This window comes from Streptomyces sp. NPDC059851, assembly GCF_042732005.1.
GTDB lineage: Bacteria > Actinomycetota > Actinomycetes > Streptomycetales > Streptomycetaceae > Streptomyces.
This window is the reverse complement of record NZ_JBHWJJ010000011.1, coordinates 34,427-50,935: the sequence shown is the minus strand read 5'-3', so window position 1 is coordinate 50,935 and position 16,509 is coordinate 34,427. Positions and strand designations below refer to the sequence as shown.

The window sequence follows — 16,509 nt, the reverse complement described above, 5'->3', positions numbered from 1 at the left end:
AGCAGGACGTCGACCCGCTGATGCGTGATCACCAGTGCCGGAGCTACCGGAGCGGCCCTTGCTCGTCAACGTGGACAGTGGGCTCCGACAAGAACACGTCGGCATCCACCGGGCCATGGGCGATGTTGAAGGTGTCCAGCCAGTACGACCAGTCCCGCACGCCCGCCGCGCTACTGAAACGGTAGTTGAGCTGCCAGCGGACCCACTGGCCGGAGGCGAGGCGCACTGCCGGGGGCCGTCGCGGCCGAGGTGGTATGGCGAACAGGGACTGCACTTGGGGCAGGACGCGCAACCGGCCGTCGTCTTCGCGAAGCTGGACGTCGACCTCGCCCAGGTGTTCCGCGACGCCATGGGGCTCGAAGCCGTCCCGCTCATGCATGCGGACCACGTGGGCGAACGAGGGCGGCAGATACGGGACGGTGAAGCCGACCGGGGCCGCGTTCCTACGGGCGGCGGCCGCTCCTCCGCGGGACTGCTTCGTCCAGGACGTCCGTATCCACTGGACGGTGATTCCCACGCCCCCACCCCTGCCACTCCATCGAAGACCCCACTCTATGCGCGCGGCTTCAATTGAAGGTCCCCATGAAGACTTCCCCGTCTTCACCTGGCTCATCTCCTGGGCTTCGACCTGATGCCCAGGATCGAGAACGGAAAGACCCTGACCTCCTACCGGCCCGCCAAGCCGAAGCAGTACGTGCACATCTACGCCCTGTTCGGGGCGGCGGGCCGCAACGTGATGGCGACTACTGCAACCACGAAATCGACATCCAACCCGAGGCCGCACGACCCGCACCCGGCCGTCGTCTTCGGCCCGCTGCGCGGCGACGGCCTGCCGGGCGCCGACGCCTACGGCCAGGCAGCGCGCCCCGGCAGCAAGGCAAGGCGTGGTCGTCCGATGGCCGATGACAAGATCGGGTCATGGGGTTGAACATAGTCGTCGGTGTGCTCGTCGACGCCGAGGACGACTACACCGAGATGGTCCTCGCTGACTTCGTCGCGATCGGCGGGCTACTGGAGCGTACGGGAGCGCGACCGTGGACCGAGCCCGCCCTGAATGAGGGGGAGGGTGCGGGGTTCGAGGCGTGGGGCTACTCGGGCTTGCACACGGTTCGCCGTCTCGCCGTCCACCTCGCAGCGGACGGGCGCCTGCCCGAGCCGTTGCACGGGACCGAGCGGGCGACTGACGACCCGCTCCTGAGCAAGGTGTACGAAGCTCTCCCGACTGATCCTCCTGGACCGTTCGACCACCTGGTCCATCATTCGGACTGCGAGGGCTACTACGTCCCCGTCGACTTCGCCCACGTGATCACCGACAAAAAGGCACCGGGCGGCTATCTGGGCTCTTCGGTGCGACTGCTGGCGGAAACCCGTCGACTCGCTGAAGCCCTCGGTCTACCAGAAGACCTCGATCCGCACTCCGAAGAGGTCTTCGACGCCGCCGATGCCGTGAAGCCGGCCACCGAGGGGTGGCAGCGGTACGGCGTCGAGTCCTATGTATGCCTGCAACTCCTCCGGGCTGCGAAACTCTCGATCTCGACCGGAGCAGCCATCGCCTTCACCTGAGAAACGGATCTCCCTTGCGAACCGCCCTCTCAAGCCTGCTTGGGAGCGAGTGACCGGGTGCCCGTGTCGACGCGGTAGTTCTCGACCACGTCCGTCAGGCGTCCGACGATCTCCTGGGGGTCGCCGTCGGCGCTGACCTCCGGGACGTCCAACTCCGTCACGCGTTCACCCGCCTGCGGCACGAGGCTCGCCACCGGTGCGCCGGGAGGGGACGCCGCGAGGGCGGAAATGAATCCCTGCTCGTCGTGTACGACAGAAACGCGCATGCCGATCCCTCCAGCGATCTCGGGCGCGGTCAGGCGGTGGTACGGGTGAGGTAGGCGGTGTAGGACTTGACGGTCCCCTGCCCGCCGAGCCCGCTGTTCCTCGCCTTCGCCCAGAGGTAGGACTGGACATTGCTGATGTCCCCGGAGCCGATGTCCTTCTTGCCCACCGAGACGTCGTCGAACGTCAGCCAGTAGAGGGTCTGCCGGAAGTCGGTGACCGGGTGGGCGGACACGGTGAAGGTGCCCTGGTCGAAGAACGAATGAGGGCCCCACGTGACCTCTCCCCGGTACCCCGGGGGCAGGTTCTGCACGAAGTAGTAGGAAAACGTCTGAGTGGCCATCGTTGTCTCCTGGGTGTGTGGACGTCCGGATCGGCGCATGTCGCCGTTCCCAGAGTTCCGCCACCCGAGGCACTCGCGATCGAGCCTTATGTGCAGCCGAACTGCTGGCCGCGACGGTTGCCTTCCGTTTCAACGCTGATTCCGATGGCCCGGTGCCGCAACTCGATCAGGCTGTTGCGGTCTCACACAGCCGGAGGCGGTCCGCGCAGACTCCCACCCGGACGGTCTGGCCCGTGCCGGGGGGAATGCCGGCTGGTGCGGTTCTGCGTCCTGCCCGTGGGCGGTCATTTCGGCTTTCGCCTGGAAGACCGCGGTCAGTCTGCGGTCCTCCAGGCCGTGGCGGAAGTCGGCGTTCGCGCCGTATCCGGTGTCAACCACCAACGCGGCGGGCGGGCAGCGGCACACCGCGGGGGACAACCTCCATCGGCACATGATCGGGGTGGGCCATCGCGGAGGCTGCTTCCTTGGGAGTATGCCCGGGGGCCGGCCGTAGCTGCCAGCGGGCCAGGACTGTCGCCAGGACGATGGTGGCCTCAGTCCAGGCGAACGCATCGCCTATGCACCGACGGGTTCCCGCCCCGAATGGCACGAAGGCCTCGCGTGGAGCCTTTCGCCGGTCAGGCAGCCATCGGTCGGGGTCGAACGAGTCGGGGTCCTCATACAACGCGGGGTCACGGTGAAGGGCGTAGAGGCTGAAGGCTACCTCTGTGCCAGCAGGGACGGTGAAGCCGCCGAGGGATACCTCCTGGGTGGTGCGGCGCATCAGCAGCGTGACTCCATGGAGGCGGATGACCTCGTCCAGAACGCGCCTGACCCCAGCCAGACGCGGCACATCCTCCATGGTCGCCGACCGGCCGGCCAGAACCTCGTCAACCTCGGCGAGCAACTGCTTCTCCACCTCGGGATGCCGGGCGATCTCATGAAAGGCCCAGCTGAGGGTGGAGGCCGTGGTCTCCGTGCCTGCGAAGAGGATCGTCACGAGCTCGTCGCGTACCTCTTCGTCGCTGAGGGCCTCTCCAGTGTCGGCGTCCCGCGCGTCGAGCAGAACGGACAGCAGGTCCCCCTGATGGGAGGGCCCGGACCGACGGGTTCCAGCGATCACGTCATCGATCACTTGGCGCATGGAGCGGGACGCCGCGTCGAACGCGCGGTTGGCAGGAATGGGCAGATGATCAAGCAGCTTCGGGGACGCAGCCCTGAGCAGCATGTTCTTGAGGATCACGGGCAAGTCCCGGCGCACTGCCTCGACCGCCGGACCTCCGATGTCCGTGGAGAACATGGTCTCGGCCAGGATCTCGATGGCCAACTCGCCCATCACCTGTTCGACAGCGATGATCTGGCCGGGCGACCAGGAGTCGGCAAGGGCCCGAGCCCGATTGCTCATGGTGTCCGCGTAGCCGGCGATGCGCGTCTGATGGAACATGGGCTGGATCAGGCGTCGGTGACGTCGGTGTACCTCGCCACCGGCAGTGGCCAGGCCGTTGCCGACCAGTGGCCGCACCCGGTCGTACAAGCGGCCCTTCTCGAAGGCGCGTGCTTGCGTGACGGTCACCTCACGCACGAGTTCTGCACTGGTGACGACGTACACCGGCATGGTGCCCAAGTCCACTCGTACCAGGTCGCCGACGCTTCGGAGCGACCGCAGGAACGCCAAGGGCTGGCGTCCGAGCGCCGCTGCATGTCCGAGAAGCGGCATCCTTCCTGGGGCTTTTGGGACTTCCTTGAGGGCGAGTGCCACGCCGAATCCTTTCCTCTGGTCCTCTAGGCTGTGGTGTGGGCGAGCTGGGTGTGTGGCGGAGCGCTGTGCCGAGCGTCGTGCTGCCCCTCGGGGTCGGTGGGCAGCAGGCCCCACCACCAAGAGATGGCCGGGATGTCCAGAGGCTGGCGGCTGTCGTTGGTCGGTGTGTCTCGGAACCGCGTGGGCAGTGCCGCAGGATCCTCGGGTGTGGTGTAGCGCTGAGAGGTGATACCCCAGTCCTGAGAGCCTCGGATGAAGGACCCGAGGGACTGGAGGTACAGCCGTAGCTGTGGGCTGGCCCTATCGAGCAGAGACTTCCACAGGCGCAGGAACAGGCACATCACCCGGTCTCGCTGGTCGATCGCGACAGCCAGGGCCTGCTCGCTGGTCATGGCGTACTCCTGCTGCAGCACCCGCAGGACGTTGAGGTAGTAGCCGGTTCCCCTGCTCTCCTTGTGATGGGAGAGGATGTCGTTGTCCCAGGTGATGATGAACGAGGCCATCTCGGCGGCCGCGCGGACAGCCGGATGGTCCCGTTCGTGCGCACTCAGCTCATACCCGTGCCCCATCTCCAGAAGTGGGAAGACCACCGTGGTCGCGCCGTCGTAGAGGCGCATCAGGGTGTAGTCGTTGAGTGAGGGAACGGTGCCTTCCCCACGGTGGGCCGCCTCCCAGACCACTGCGAAGAAATACTCGCGAAGCGAGTCGATCCAGCGCGCCGTCTGTCCCACGGTGCCGTAGCGAGAGACCCTGCGCGACAGGTCTCGAAGCCCCTGCGCGAGAGGGTCATCAAGGAGCAGCGGGGCTGCCGGACTCTGCGCCACGCGCAGAAGTCGGTGAGAGATGCCGGCCAGCTGTCCGGGGCTCGTCCCGGGGGCTCCCTCCTCGCAGCAGCCGTCGTCGACGGCGAACAACCACAGCACGAAGTCGGCGAGGAGGGAAACGACTTCCTCGCGGCCCTCGGGCAGGATCCGCGCCGAGAACGCTCCGATGTTGTGGCTGAGGAGTCTGGCGCGCAGGTCCTCGGAGCCGAGCTGGAACCTTTCGGCCCATGCGGCGGTCTGGACTTCGATCACCGTGTGCCGTGGGTGGATGGCCGGCGGAATGGGGGCGTAGATGGGGGGCACTATGAGCCCAGGCGCGTGCCTCAGTTCGATCACCTCTCAGCCGTTCGTTCGAGCCACTCCCACCCCACATGAAGGCGGCGTGGAGCCATGCCTGAGGCACGCTCCACGCCTTGCAAGAGTGATCATCATTCCGGCGCATGGTACCCACCGGAATTGGACGATCCAAGAGGTCATGTCCATGACGCATCGAACGGAGTTGCCCGCTCCCCGTTCACCAAAGCCTCATGTTCATGGCGCTGTTACCTGCCAGCGGCCTACCTGAGGTGGCACGGGACGCTGGGTCAGGAGCCCGGCTGGTTAGCGCCGGGGGAGCAACGACTTCCACCAGGGACGGCGCGCGGGCCGGGCCGCGGTGGGGGCGAAAGCAGCCGTGGTGGCGACAGTGAGCTGTCGGCCCCGGAGCTGTTCTACGGGAGTGGTGGCAGCAGGAGGGCGTCGTGGCTGGAACCTGACGGGCAGGGTCTCGACCCGCCGCGAAACCCAGGACGTGCTCGTGGTGAGCTGCTCTTCGGGGACGCGGAGCTCCAGACCGGGCAGCAGCGAAAGGAGGGTGTCGATGCCCGCGTCCGCGATGGCCCTTCCGATGTCCTGACCCGGACACTCGTGCGGCCCGCTGCTGAATGCCAGGTGGGACCGGTTCCCGAGAACAGGGACGGAGATATCTGGCCGGATTTCGGGGTCGACGTTCCCGGCGGCCACGCCGAGCAGTAGCATGTCGCCCGCCTTGATCTGCTGGCCCCCAAGGACCGTATCGCCGGTCGCCCACCGACCCGGGACGACCGAGAGTGGCGGTGTGTCCCAAAGCACCTGTTCCAGGGCGTCGGGCAAGGTCATGTGGCCGCCGGCCAGGCTTGCTCGGAAGCGGCGGTCGGTCAGCACCAGTCGCAGGGTGTTCGCGATCAGGTTGACTGTCGTCTCGTTCGCCGCTACCAGCACGAGCCGCAGGTGCTCAAGCACCTCTTCGTCCGTCAGCTTGGCTTCGTGCCCGATCAGCCAGCTGGCAAAGTCCCGGCCGGGCGTTCGGTGCTTCTGCTGGACCATTTCCTGCAGCGTGTCGACGAGGAACTGGTTGCTGGCGAGAGCAGTCGGGCTTCCCTTCATCAGGTCCAAGCAGGCACTCACCAGGTGCGGCCCGTACCGGTCGGGCATGCCCAGCAGTTGCGTCATGACCAGCATGGGAAGCTTTTCGGCGTACTGCGGGATCAGGTCGGCTTCGCCGGATGCCGCGAACGCCGCGACCAGCTGCTGCGTGTGCCGTACGACGTACCGGCGAACGCCGCGGCGGTCGACCTTGGCCAGGCTGTCCGTCACGGCGCCGCGCAGTCGCTGATGCTGATCGCCGTCAACGAAAACGCACACCGGCTGCCAGGTGAGCGTCGGGCCCAGCGGCGAGTTCGGGGCGACCCTTCCTTCCTGGAACATCCGCCACCGTCGCGAATCGCGGGAGAACAGCGACGGGGTCCGCATGACGTCAAGGTTCTCGCGGTGCCCCAGGACCAGCCATGCCGGCAGATCGCCATGGAGCAGAACCGGTGCCACCGCCCCGTGCTCCTGGCGCAGCCGCTCGTAGAATGCTGCAGGGTTGCGCTCCGCCTCGGGGCCGTGGATCCGAGGGATGCCAGGAGCACCCAAAGCCGGGTGGCCGTGCGCAGGACAGCCCGGAGGCGGCGCAAGCGCGGAACCGTCGCTGGGGTGATCTGGACGCAGGGTACTCACAGGGCCTCCGAAGCCGCGGCTGATTGAGACGGTGGACACGCAACCCCGTAGCCGGAGATGCCGGCATCCGCGCTCACAGTGTCATTGGCGCTGATCCGACAACCACACCAGTGCAGTTGTACAAGATCCGGACCCAGACGCAGCATAACGACGGACCGATTCGGCCATGCAGGGTGGGACCAGCGAGGCCTCCTGATCCCGGCGCTGCCCTGCGGTTCGGGAGGTCGCGTGCCCCCCTCCAGCGGCCCGGAGGGGCCGGCGCCACCCCCTGCCAAGGCCACCGGCACTGACGCGACGGCTGAGCCACGGCGGCATTTCCGCCACATAGCGCTCGCTACACGTAGCCAGTGTTTGGGAAGTGGCCCTGGCGTCGGACGTGGCGACGTGGGCAGGATCCTGAGTCATGCGTGCAGTTGTGTTCGACATGGACGGGACGCTTGTGGACAGCGTCCCCACGGTGTCCCGCGCGTACGCCGATGCGATTCGCTCGCTCGACGGCCCGCCGGTCTCGCCGGATGAGGTGGTCGCCGGCTGGCACATCGGCCACACAGAGCTGGTTCTCGCGCACTTCCTCGGCCGCACCTGCGGCCCCGCCGAGGTCGAGTGCTTCCACGCTCACCTGGATCCGGCCGTCGCCGAACTGCGGCCGTTCCCCGGCGTACCGGCCCTGCTCGACGAAGTCGCCGGTGCGGGCATGCGGCTGGGCGTGTTCACGGCGGCCACCCGGCGAGTGGCCTTGAGCATGCTCGCTGCCGCCGGAATCGACGCTCGATTCGACGTGGTCATCGCAGGCGACGAAGTAGACAGGCCCAAGCCGGCGCCGGACGGGTTGTTGCTGGCACTACGGCAGCTCGGGGTTCCGGCCGAGGCAACTGCCTATGTGGGTGACGCCGAAGTGGACCTCGCCTGCGCCAACGCCGCGGGATCGCTGGGAGTGCACGCCGGGTGGGGTGTACGCGCCGGTGTCCGTGCCGGGGACCACCCGGTCGCGGCGCGTCCGTACGACGTGCTCAGCCTGCTGGTGGCGCCCCGCAGGCGTACGGGCAACGGCACCGCCCGCCACGGCGACTCCGGAACGGAGTCCCGCAGATCGGCAGACCAGTTGAGGCTCGCGAGGGAGGAGGGGCAGACGTGATCACCATTGGTTCGTTGCGCGACGAGGATCGCGCCGCCTGGGAGGCGCTGGCGCGCGGTTACAGGCGTTCTACCGCACCGTGGTGCCGGACGAGGGCTACGAGCAGACTTGGCAGCGGCTACGGGGCGGCGGCACCGACTTCCACGGCATCGGCGCCTGGTCGCAAGGGAAGCTGGTCGGCATCGCGCACTATCTGTTCCACCCGACGTTCTGGATGGAAGACAGCTGCTACCTCCAGGACCTCTTCGTCGACGAGGCGGCACGCGGGCGGGGCGTGGCGCGGATGCTGATCGAGTCTGCCGCCCCAAGCGTCCGCCGGTCCGCGGAGGACGCAAGACCGACATGCTGGACGCCATCCGCGCAGCCCGCGAGGCCCTGGCCACCGAGCACGTAATCCAGCCCCGAAGCCGCGGAGAGCGCGAGGCGATGCGTGTGCTGCTGGCCACCCGGCAGGGCGCCGTGCACGCCTCCACCGCGGCCATCAACCAGCTCAAGGCACTGATCGTCTCCGCGCCGGATGACCTCCGTGCCGAACTGCGCCGCCTCAGCCGACCAGCACGGATCACACGCTGTGCCGGTCTTCGCGACCGCCCTGCGCTGTCCACCGAGCACCGCATGACCATCCGCGCCCTGCGTTCCACCGCCCAGCGCATCCGGCACCTCCAGGCCGAGGCTCGCGAGCTGGAGCACGAACTCCTCCAGCTCGTCCGTCAACAGGCCGCTGAACTACGGAAATCGCTGGGATTCGGTCCGATCACCGCAGCCCAGATCCTGGTCAGCTGGTCACATCCGGGCAGGTTCCGCTCCGAGGCCGCCTTCGCCTCCTTCGCCGGCGTCGCCCCGATCCCGGCCTCGTCGGGCCTGACCAACAAGCACCGGCTGAACAGGGGCGGCGACAGACAGCTGAACCGGGCGATGCACACGATCACCTTGATCAGGATGCGGCTGGACCCCTCGACGAAGGCGTACGTCGCCCGCCGCGTCAGCGAGGGGAAGAGCCCTCGTGACGCGCAGCGGTGCCTCAAGCGCAACGTCTGCCGGCAGATCTTCAGGATGCTCGAACGAAGGAATCAGCCGGACGCGGAAGGGACGGCTCAAGCGGCTTGACATGACATAGCAGCCTCGGGGGAACGTCCGCAAGGACTCACTGGATCAGGTCGGTATGCGGATGCTCCGGGGACTCCGGGCAGACGTAGAGCTGCAGGCGGTTGCCCCTGGAAACCTGGACCCCGGGCGGGTTCGCCACACTCGCGTCATCGACGGAGGCGAGGTGTTGGTCCTCGTACGGGACCCAACCCGTGTTGCTGCTGTCCCATTCGCTGGACGCGATGGTCAGCAGCGGGACCATCTTGGCGTCGCAGGCGGTGCAGAAGCGGGCGATGGGATCGGTGAGGCCCCAACGGGGCCAGCCGCCGACCTTCCAGCCCGGGGCGAGGGAAAGCTCGCTCCCGTAGTACGAATCGGGGTAGGGGGCACAGGAGCCGTCCACAGCGGCTCCGGCCGCCTGCCAGTTGTTCCAGTCTCCGAGCTGCTGCTGTAGCTCCTTGCTCAGGTCCATGGGATTGGGGTACTCGGTGATCTGCTCCGGCGCGAGCACGCACGGCTCCGGTCTGTAGCCGTCGTATTCCTCCTCGATCGGCTCCGGCGCCTCGGCGAGGACGTCGGTGACCTCGGCAGCGGATCGCCAGAACAGCACGGTCGGAGGCTTGTAGTCCGGTTCGTGCTCGAAGGGGCACCACAACACCTGGAGTACATCGGCCTGCCCGGGCGGTTGCAGCAGGGGTATGTCGCGCACGTACAGCTGGGCCACGGGCAGCATGGCGTTCAGGCCTTCTTCCAGCCACCCGTGTGGCTCTGCGCAGTGCGGCCACGGCTCGTCGGCGGGCCACAGCAGGGGCCCGCCGACCGAACTGTCGTGCGGTGTCGGAGACCCGGGGCGTGGATGCAGCCGGATCGCCGGACGTGCCAGCGGGGCCAGTTGAGGAAAGACCACGGTGACGTCGATCGGCCGCGGCGGCGTGGTACGGATCATTCTGGCTCCCGATGGCTCGAATCAGGTGAGGTTAGTTTCCGAGGTTGTGCTGTCCGGTGTTCTTCTGGGTGTTGGTGATGTAGATGTCGGGGAACAGCGGCTGCGACGTTCCGTCCGACCGCTCAACCCTGGCGCTCATCGTGACCCCCTCGGGAATCGTGCTGTCGCCGTTCTTGTACTTGGGCGTCACCTGGTAGAAGATCGCGTCGTTCGGCCCGAGGATGCCGCCGTCCTTGACCTCCCTCACCGCCTTTTGGGCCACGGCCTCGTAGGTCCGCATGCTGGGCGTTCCGGTGTTCATCCCTGACTGCCAGCAGGGGACGAGATTGACCGGTCCGCCGTCGTTCTTCCCGCCCTTGCCACCGAGGACGTTGGGTATCAGATGACACCGGGCGAGCCCGGCTGAGGAGCCGATGGACTTGCGGAACACGTCGGCGTCCGCCCAACCGGTGATGTCCCCCTCCGCCTCGGTACCCTTCGGGGGCTTGATACCCAGGCACGCCTGGGCCGCGGCCGCTCGATCACCGGCCGGCCCCTGTGGGTTGGTGTCCTTGTTGACGTGCTTGACCGGTTCGGTGGTGTTCTTGATCCACCCGTTGCCGGAAGGGACCGATCCAGCGGGAGCGCGCTGACGGCAAACGGCCTGCGGCTCGGCGATCGAACCGGATATCTCCACCTTGAACTTTTCGTCGTCCACCACTCGCTGGTTCTCGAAGCCTTCGGCGAGCTGGGCCCCACCAGCCTGCTTGTCCGCGAGCGGGACGTGGGCGCGCACGCAAGGGCTGCTCGTGCCGCCGTCCAGCACATCGGTGACCCAACCACCGCGGGTGCTGTGACGCGGGAGGATCTCGGCGCACTGAGCGCCGTCGGTTCCTCCTTCATGGGTTTCTGCGAAGGGGAACCCGCCGCAGCTGTCGTTCGCAACGAGGTCCGTGCGGGCCTGGAAGGTTCCGCAGGTCCGAGCCGTCCGGCCGGCTACGTCACCCTTCGCCCGGGTCAGCGGCTTGTCGCGCCCCCAGCCGGCGAGGTTGCTCTGGGCCCACAGGTAGCCGGCCGCAGCGGCCCCTGCGCCCTGGGGGGCCGGCTGGTCGCTCATCTTGACGATCGGCATGACGCCGGGAACGACGCAGCCGGGGTCGGGCGTGCCGGTGGCGGTCGTGTCCCGGACGGCGTCGTCGCAGCGGATCTTCTCCGGGTTGCTCCAGGATGCGCTCGGGTCGACGATCTGGGCGCCGGGAGACATCACGTACAACTCGTACGACGTCGTGAAGTCGACCTTCGTGCCGGGAGCCGGCGTGGATTCGTAGACCACGTCGCCGGCGAGGACCTGGTCCTTGATTATGGTCTTACCCGTCCACCGGGGAGACTTGGTGACCTTGCAACCGGCCGAGCAGGCAGGCTTGAACCGCACGCTCAGGGCGTTGACGGCCCCGGTCGCACCGGTCATGGTCACCCTGACGAATTCGCTCCACGTGGTGCCCTTGGCGGGCAGGACGGCGCTGCTCGAAACGTCCAGCGTTCCGGTGCCGACCACCTTCCCGTTGCTGTCCTTGAGCGTGTACTGCACGGTCAGGCCGTGGACGCAGTAGGCAAAGCGGTTGTGGTACCACGTCCGGGGGGCTGCGAGCGTGCAGCTGCCCGTGTCGGCGGCGGCCGCGGGCGCCGCCGGCGGTGCCGCGGCGAGGAACTTCCGCCCGGCCGGGGCCGCCGGCGTGGCGATCGTGGTGACACAGCCCTGCACGGCTCCCGCCTTGCGCTCGGGGGAGCCGGCGGGCGTGGGCTCGCAGTTCTCCCCGGGAGTCACCTTGGCGGGCTGGGTCTTGCCGGGGGTGGGAACGCCGGTCAGACCGTTCGGGTCGGCGCTGGCCCCCTTGCGGGGGGACGCCTGCGCCGTCGGCGCCGTGCCGTCGGCGGCGGCGGTGCCGGTAGCGGTGATGCTCAATGCGAGGAGGAGACCAGGAAGTATTCGTCTCCAGCGTGGCGAAATCATGTCTTCTTTCGGTAGGAAGTCGACCCGAGCGACATCTGACTGACTTTGCGATCAGTTGGGCCAAACGCCTTCTGTCACCCGGGGTGAGGAAACGGAGTTACTGCCGCATCCCGGGGAATTCACCCGGCGCTGGCCGGCCGGGGGCCGGCCAGCGCGTCGTGCCCGCCATGTCGTGCCCGCCGACCGGCGGAAACGTTTCACCGCAGGCGAACTCCCCCCGTGGCCGAAGGCCCGAGCAAAAAGGGGCGGCATGACCAGGGGGATGTCGTGGTGGATCGGCTGTCAGGCGACGAGGTCGTAGAACAACTTCGATGCCGTCCCGGCAGCCTTTTCCACGGTCTTGACGACCGGCTTGGCCACAGCGGCGGCTGCGCGTCCACCGCCACGGGTGACGAGTCCCAGTGCCGCGCGGCCGGCGGAGGAAGCGAATTCGCCGCTGCTGAAGCCGTATTCGATTCCGGAGGCGATCGCGCTGACTCCGGCGGCGACGACGGAGACGCCGAGGCAGACGGCGGCGATGCTGCCGAGAACGGGTGCCGCCGGGAAGAACACGCAGGACACGGCGAAACCTGCCGCCAGGAGTCCTGCGGCGGTGCTCACCTTGTCGGCGGTGTCAGCCCACCACTTGGCGTCGTTCCACCACTCGTCCTTGCCCGACTGGCTTCCCTTGGGGTTGACCGTGTCGTTCGACGGCGAGTTGGAAGGGTTGCGGTTGGCGTCCCGGTCCTTCTGCGCCTGCTCGGCGGCCACACGCGCCGCTTCCCGTACTTCGGCCATCCGCTTGTCCGCGGCGGTCTGACGTGCTTCGGCGGCGGCCGCGGCCGCCGTCTTGGCGTCCCGGCCGGCGGCGAGCTCGGCCTGGTGGGCGTTGGCCGCGGAGGCCTGGGCGCTGTAGGCGGAGGCCTGGGCGCTGCGGGCCGCGTCGATGGCGCGGTTGGCGGAATGGTTCGCGGCGCGGGAGGCGCTCTGGGCGGTTGCGGCGGCGTCCTTGGCCTTGTTCGCCGAAGCCTGGGCCTCGGCGGCGGACTTGTCCGCCGCGTCCGCGTGCTTACGGGCCTTGACCGCATAGTCGTTGGCCTGCTTCGCCGAGTCCAGCGCCTTCTCGGCCCACTCCTGGGCCTTGGCGCCGGCGTCCCGGGCCACCGCCGCGACCTGGGAGGCGAGTGCCGCGTCCCGCTGCGCCTCCTGGGCAATCTTGGCCGCTGCCGCGATGGTCGCCTGCATGGCGGCAGCGTGACTGAGGGAGTCGTAGTCGAGCTGGGCGGCTCGGTGCCGAACGGATTCGACGAAGTTCCGGCGCATCCATGCGGGGCCCTCCATGGCCACCTCGGCGTAGGCCTTGGAGTACGCGCCACCGCTGGCGATGACCTTCATGGTCGCGACCGCGTCGTCCTCTTCGACCGCCTTTGCCAGGTCCTCGTCGAAGAACTTCTGGAGGGCTTCCGGCGTGTTGGCGTTGAGCGCGTCGTTTGCGGCCTTGGTGACGGCCTTGCCGGGCTTCTCGTGCAGGATCTTCAGGATGTTGACCCTGTTGTCCTCGGCACGTGACTTGATGACGCCGGAGGTGTTGAAATCCCCTTCCGCGCGGATGCCACCGGCGAGGGCCTGAACCGCGGCCTTCGCGACGGCCGGCTCGGAGACCTGAGCGATGAAGAGGATGGTCTCGCGGTTGTCCTGGGACTCGGCGAGCTGCCGGTCGATGTCGATCCAGGAGTGGACGTCGTAGTCGGATCCGGCGAGTGCGAAGCGGGCGGCCTGACGGGTCCAGGTGCCCCTGGAGTCCAGCAGGGCGACGGCTGCCTGGCGGCCGAGGGTGGCAGCGGCGGTGAGGTCGTCGTTGCCGAGGGCCTGCTCCGCCTTGGCTATGAGGTCCTTGGTGGCCTGGGCTGTCTGCTGTGCCTGCGTGCGCTTGTTCAGGGCGGCCGCGCGTTCGCTCTTGTCCAGTTGGGCGAGCTGCGCGGCTTCCTTCATGCCTTCCAGCTTGTCGGCCGCCAGCGCGGCGGCCTCGGCTGCGCGGGCGTTCTTCTCCACCGCGATCGCTTCCTCGATGGCCTTCGTCGCGACGTTGGCCGCCTTGACCGCCTCGTCGGCGTGTGCGGTGGACTTGTTCGCGAAGTCGATGGCCCGGCCGGCGTACTTGACGGCCTCTTCCGCGGCGTCGGCGGCCTTCTCAGCGTGTCCGGCGGCGGACTTGGCCGCGGCGTTCGCCGTGCGCGCGGCCTTCGCCGCGGTCGAGGCCAATGCCTGGGCCGTGGAGGCGGCGTTGGTCGCCTGGTTGGCGGCGCTCGCGGCGATCGCGGCCTGGCGCTTGGCCTCGGCCGCCTCGGCCTGGGCGACGCCGGAGGCCTCGGCCGCTTGGGCGGAGGCCTTGGCCGCGGCCGCGGCGTCACGGGCCGCGTCGGCGGCGGCGAGGCCGGCGTTCGCGGACTGCTCGGAAGCGACGGCTGCATCGTCGGCAGCCTTGGCAGCGGAGTACGCCTTCGCGGCAGCGTCGCGGGCGGCGACGGCGGCGTTCTTCGCCTCGTTGGCCTTCGACGCGTCCTTCGACGCGGCGATCGCGGCGTTGTAGGCGCGAGTGGCCGCCGATCCGGCGGCGGCTGCTGCCTGGGAGGCCGCCGTGGCCGCCCAGGACGCCCGCTGCGATGCCTGGACTGCAGCGGAGGAGGCGCGGATGGCCGTCCGGGCGGCGGACGCGGCGCCGCTGGCCGCGGTGGCGGCCTGGCGGGCCGCCTCGGCGGACCTCCGGACGTCGTCCCTCGCCTTCCCGGCCTCGGCCGCAGCCGCTTCGGCCTTCTCCCTGGCCTTACCCGCGGCTGTTGTCGCCCGCTCCGAGGCCTCGACGGCCAGGTCGGTCTGCTCTTGGGCACGCGCACTCTCACGCTCGACGACGGCGACCAACTGCGCGATGGTGGCGGACTCCTGGTCGCGCGCCCGCGCGATGTGCTGCCCGGTGTCGAGATACCACTGCACGTCGTCCGCGGTCCCGCTCAGGGCACGGTTCGCGTACTTCTTGAGCTCCGGGCCGGCCGTGGCGAGGCTGCGCATGATCTCCACCCGCATGTCCTCCAGCCTGGCGTTGTACTGGCCGGTCAGCAGGAACTGCTCCAGGGCCTGGTCCGTGCCGGCGGTCAGCGCGGCATTGCCGTCCCGCTTGACGCTCTTTCCGCCGTTGGCCATGACGGCGAGGGTCGAGACCCGCATGTCTTCCGTGACCGAGGGGCGGAAGCCGTCCTTGACGAACGCGGATACCGCCTCGTCCCCACCGTTGAGGGCGGCGCTCGCGTCCCTTCGAACGCTCTTGCCTCCGTAGCCCAGGTAGGTGAACGTGGCGACACGGTTGTCGATCCGAGTGGCCTTGGGCAGCTCCTCGGTGAGGAAGGTCGTGATCTCCTTGTCGGTGCCGGCGAGTGCGTAGGCAGCCGTTTCCTTGACCGAACGTCCGCCGAGGATCCATGCCCTGACGGCTTTGGCCCGGTCCGTGTCCGGGAGCGCCAGCGCGTCGCCGGCCGCGGCGGCGGCGCGGGTGGCTGCCCGTACGGGTGTGGTGAACAGCAGGGGAGTCGATACGGCGGCTGCACTCGCCGCGAGGGCCGTGGTGAAACGGCGCCGGCTCCAAAACGTTTCCTGCACAGAAGAACCTCTCTGATTCCGATTCCTCGCGGTCGAGGTCGAATCTCGTCCGGGAATATCTCACCGGAACGGCGATGACCCGACCTTATGCAGCACACAGGCCTGGAACATCCCGGGCCGGAACCCAACCGGCACTATGACCAAAAGATGGCCGAATCCCGCCCTCAGCTTTTCGCAAAACCGTCGCAACCATTTCATAGGGTGACGTAAGTCACCTCCTCGGTGGGTGGCATGTCCCGTTATGTAGCTATTTATTCTTTTGGCTCGATGGTGCATGGCTTGCTTTCATTCGAAAGATCGCCAGCCAGTGAGCAAGGTCGCCATTTTCATTTCGGCGACATCGGTCAATCGTGACCGGGGGGCGCGAGAATGTGCGCGAGTCCCTTCCTTCTTTGTGAGCTCACGCACGTTCGCGAAAACCTTGGATCGACACTAAGGATGGAAATGAAGGCACGTAGCGCAATCCTGCGAATCGTCGGTGTAGCTGCGGCTGCGGGGGCTCTGACCTGGGCCGCAGTCGCGGGCGGTGTAACGGGTGGATCCGCCACGGAATCCCTCGCGACGAAGGCGATCGCCGACGAGGGCCCGGGCTACGCCGTAGAGGACTTCGCCTATCCGAACGCCGACAAGATCCTTGCCGAGCAGAAGATCAAGCTCAAAAGCGGAGACGGCCACATACTCCTCGCGGAGTGCACGGGCGCACCGGAACTGATGGAGGTCTTCTCCCACAAGAACGAGAAGGTCTGCTTCCGCGTCACCGGTGACAAGGGCTACCTCAGCCTGGAAATCCCGGCCGTCTTCGGAGTCAAGGGGAACAACTATGCGGCGCAGGTAGAGATGTCTGCCGGCACCGTGCAGAAGTCGTTCACCGTCGACAAGAACGCCTGGACGGCTGTCGGCGAGACAGCAGATGACCAGGGCCGTGATTTCATGCTTCTGGAGATCAGGACTTCCAAGTAACCGCCGCAGGG

Annotated in this window: 16 protein-coding genes; 6 read left to right on the top strand and 10 right to left on the bottom strand. The window is 68.0% G+C overall.

Annotated features, from left to right (window positions below; all coding sequences use genetic code 11):
- Positions 1 to 43 precede the first annotated feature (43 nt).
- Positions 44 to 517, bottom strand: coding sequence for a hypothetical protein (locus tag ACFV7Q_RS05740; protein WP_385423940.1), 474 nt, complete (start codon positions 515 to 517; stop codon positions 44 to 46).
- A gap of 114 nt (positions 518 to 631) precedes the next feature.
- Between ACFV7Q_RS05740 and ACFV7Q_RS05735 the strand changes: the two genes are divergently transcribed.
- Positions 632 to 928 carry a hypothetical protein gene (locus ACFV7Q_RS05735; RefSeq protein WP_385423938.1) on the top strand — a complete coding sequence of 99 codons (297 nt, stop codon included), beginning with the start codon at positions 632 to 634 and terminating at the stop codon, positions 926 to 928.
- Positions 919 to 1,563 carry a hypothetical protein gene (locus tag ACFV7Q_RS05730; protein WP_385423936.1) on the top strand — a complete coding sequence of 215 codons (645 nt, stop codon included), beginning with the start codon at positions 919 to 921 and terminating at the stop codon, positions 1,561 to 1,563. The genes ACFV7Q_RS05735 and ACFV7Q_RS05730 overlap by 10 nt, the downstream gene beginning before the upstream one ends.
- A 29-nt stretch (positions 1,564 to 1,592) precedes the next feature.
- Here the strand turns inward: ACFV7Q_RS05730 and ACFV7Q_RS05725 are convergent, their stop codons facing one another.
- The 6 genes from ACFV7Q_RS05725 to ACFV7Q_RS05700 all read right to left on the bottom strand — a co-directional run bounded on the left by ACFV7Q_RS05725 (position 1,593) and on the right by ACFV7Q_RS05700 (position 6,751).
- Positions 1,593 to 1,829, bottom strand: a complete 237-nt coding sequence (locus ACFV7Q_RS05725) for a hypothetical protein (protein ID WP_385423934.1) — start codon at positions 1,827 to 1,829, stop codon at positions 1,593 to 1,595.
- A gap of 29 nt (positions 1,830 to 1,858) precedes the next feature.
- On the bottom strand, positions 1,859 to 2,170 hold the full coding sequence (locus ACFV7Q_RS05720; RefSeq protein WP_385423932.1) for a hypothetical protein: 312 nt from the start codon (positions 2,168 to 2,170) through the stop codon (positions 1,859 to 1,861).
- A 129-nt stretch (positions 2,171 to 2,299) separates the two neighbouring features.
- Entirely contained in the window at positions 2,300 to 2,602 is a 303-nt protein-coding gene (locus ACFV7Q_RS05715) for a transposase (protein ID WP_385423930.1), read from the bottom strand.
- On the bottom strand, positions 2,541 to 3,908 hold the full coding sequence (locus ACFV7Q_RS05710; protein ID WP_385423928.1) for a cytochrome P450: 1,368 nt from the start codon (positions 3,906 to 3,908) through the stop codon (positions 2,541 to 2,543). The genes ACFV7Q_RS05715 and ACFV7Q_RS05710 overlap by 62 nt, the downstream gene beginning before the upstream one ends.
- Before the next feature lie 23 nt (positions 3,909 to 3,931).
- On the bottom strand, positions 3,932 to 5,059 hold the full coding sequence (locus tag ACFV7Q_RS05705) for a selina-4(15),7(11)-diene synthase (protein ID WP_385424052.1): 1,128 nt from the start codon (positions 5,057 to 5,059) through the stop codon (positions 3,932 to 3,934).
- A 273-nt stretch (positions 5,060 to 5,332) separates the two neighbouring features.
- Positions 5,333 to 6,751, bottom strand: coding sequence for a cytochrome P450 (locus tag ACFV7Q_RS05700; protein ID WP_385423926.1), 1,419 nt, complete (start codon positions 6,749 to 6,751; stop codon positions 5,333 to 5,335).
- A gap of 403 nt (positions 6,752 to 7,154) precedes the next feature.
- Here ACFV7Q_RS05700 and ACFV7Q_RS05695 point away from each other — a divergent pair, with 403 nt between their 5' ends.
- From ACFV7Q_RS05695 to ACFV7Q_RS05685, 3 genes are all read left to right on the top strand, one after another.
- On the top strand, positions 7,155 to 7,886 hold the full coding sequence (locus ACFV7Q_RS05695) for an HAD family hydrolase (protein ID WP_385423924.1): 732 nt from the start codon (positions 7,155 to 7,157) through the stop codon (positions 7,884 to 7,886).
- Between the two features lie 79 nt (positions 7,887 to 7,965).
- Complete coding sequence (locus tag ACFV7Q_RS05690) at positions 7,966 to 8,280, top strand: GNAT family N-acetyltransferase (protein ID WP_385423922.1); 315 nt, start codon at positions 7,966 to 7,968, stop codon at positions 8,278 to 8,280.
- Entirely contained in the window at positions 8,229 to 8,993 is a 765-nt protein-coding gene (locus ACFV7Q_RS05685) for a transposase (protein WP_385423920.1), read from the top strand. The genes ACFV7Q_RS05690 and ACFV7Q_RS05685 overlap by 52 nt, the downstream gene beginning before the upstream one ends.
- A gap of 37 nt (positions 8,994 to 9,030) precedes the next feature.
- Here the strand turns inward: ACFV7Q_RS05685 and ACFV7Q_RS05680 are convergent, their stop codons facing one another.
- The 3 genes from ACFV7Q_RS05680 to ACFV7Q_RS05670 all read right to left on the bottom strand — a co-directional run bounded on the left by ACFV7Q_RS05680 (position 9,031) and on the right by ACFV7Q_RS05670 (position 15,538).
- Positions 9,031 to 9,918, bottom strand: coding sequence for a hypothetical protein (locus ACFV7Q_RS05680; RefSeq protein ID WP_385423918.1), 888 nt, complete (start codon positions 9,916 to 9,918; stop codon positions 9,031 to 9,033).
- Between the two features lie 31 nt (positions 9,919 to 9,949).
- On the bottom strand, positions 9,950 to 11,860 hold the full coding sequence (locus ACFV7Q_RS05675) for a DNA/RNA non-specific endonuclease (protein WP_385423916.1): 1,911 nt from the start codon (positions 11,858 to 11,860) through the stop codon (positions 9,950 to 9,952).
- A 330-nt stretch (positions 11,861 to 12,190) separates the two neighbouring features.
- Positions 12,191 to 15,538 carry an ALF repeat-containing protein gene (locus ACFV7Q_RS05670; RefSeq protein WP_385423914.1) on the bottom strand — a complete coding sequence of 1,116 codons (3,348 nt, stop codon included), beginning with the start codon at positions 15,536 to 15,538 and terminating at the stop codon, positions 12,191 to 12,193.
- 444 nt (positions 15,539 to 15,982) lie between these two features.
- Here ACFV7Q_RS05670 and ACFV7Q_RS05665 point away from each other — a divergent pair, with 444 nt between their 5' ends.
- Positions 15,983 to 16,498 carry a hypothetical protein gene (locus tag ACFV7Q_RS05665; protein WP_385423912.1) on the top strand — a complete coding sequence of 172 codons (516 nt, stop codon included), beginning with the start codon at positions 15,983 to 15,985 and terminating at the stop codon, positions 16,496 to 16,498.
- Positions 16,499 to 16,509: the final 11 nt, after the last annotated feature.

Excerpts from the sequence above, each read along its gene's own strand:
- ACFV7Q_RS05715 (WP_385423930.1), bottom strand. The coding sequence starts at position 2,602 with ATGTGCCGATGGAGGTTGTCCCCCGCGGTGTGCCGCTGCCCGCCCGCC.
- ACFV7Q_RS05685 (WP_385423920.1), top strand. The coding sequence starts at position 8,229 with ATGCTGGACGCCATCCGCGCAGCCCGCGAGGCCCTGGCCACCGAGCAC.
- ACFV7Q_RS05665 (WP_385423912.1), top strand. The coding sequence starts at position 15,983 with ATGAAGGCACGTAGCGCAATCCTGCGAATCGTCGGTGTAGCTGCGGCT.
- ACFV7Q_RS05725 (WP_385423934.1), bottom strand. The coding sequence starts at position 1,829 with ATGCGCGTTTCTGTCGTACACGACGAGCAGGGATTCATTTCCGCCCTC.
- ACFV7Q_RS05730 (WP_385423936.1), top strand. The coding sequence starts at position 919 with ATGGGGTTGAACATAGTCGTCGGTGTGCTCGTCGACGCCGAGGACGAC.
- ACFV7Q_RS05695 (WP_385423924.1), top strand. The coding sequence starts at position 7,155 with ATGCGTGCAGTTGTGTTCGACATGGACGGGACGCTTGTGGACAGCGTC.
- ACFV7Q_RS05735 (WP_385423938.1), top strand. The coding sequence starts at position 632 with ATGCCCAGGATCGAGAACGGAAAGACCCTGACCTCCTACCGGCCCGCC.
- ACFV7Q_RS05720 (WP_385423932.1), bottom strand. The coding sequence starts at position 2,170 with ATGGCCACTCAGACGTTTTCCTACTACTTCGTGCAGAACCTGCCCCCG.
- ACFV7Q_RS05680 (WP_385423918.1), bottom strand. The coding sequence starts at position 9,918 with ATGATCCGTACCACGCCGCCGCGGCCGATCGACGTCACCGTGGTCTTT.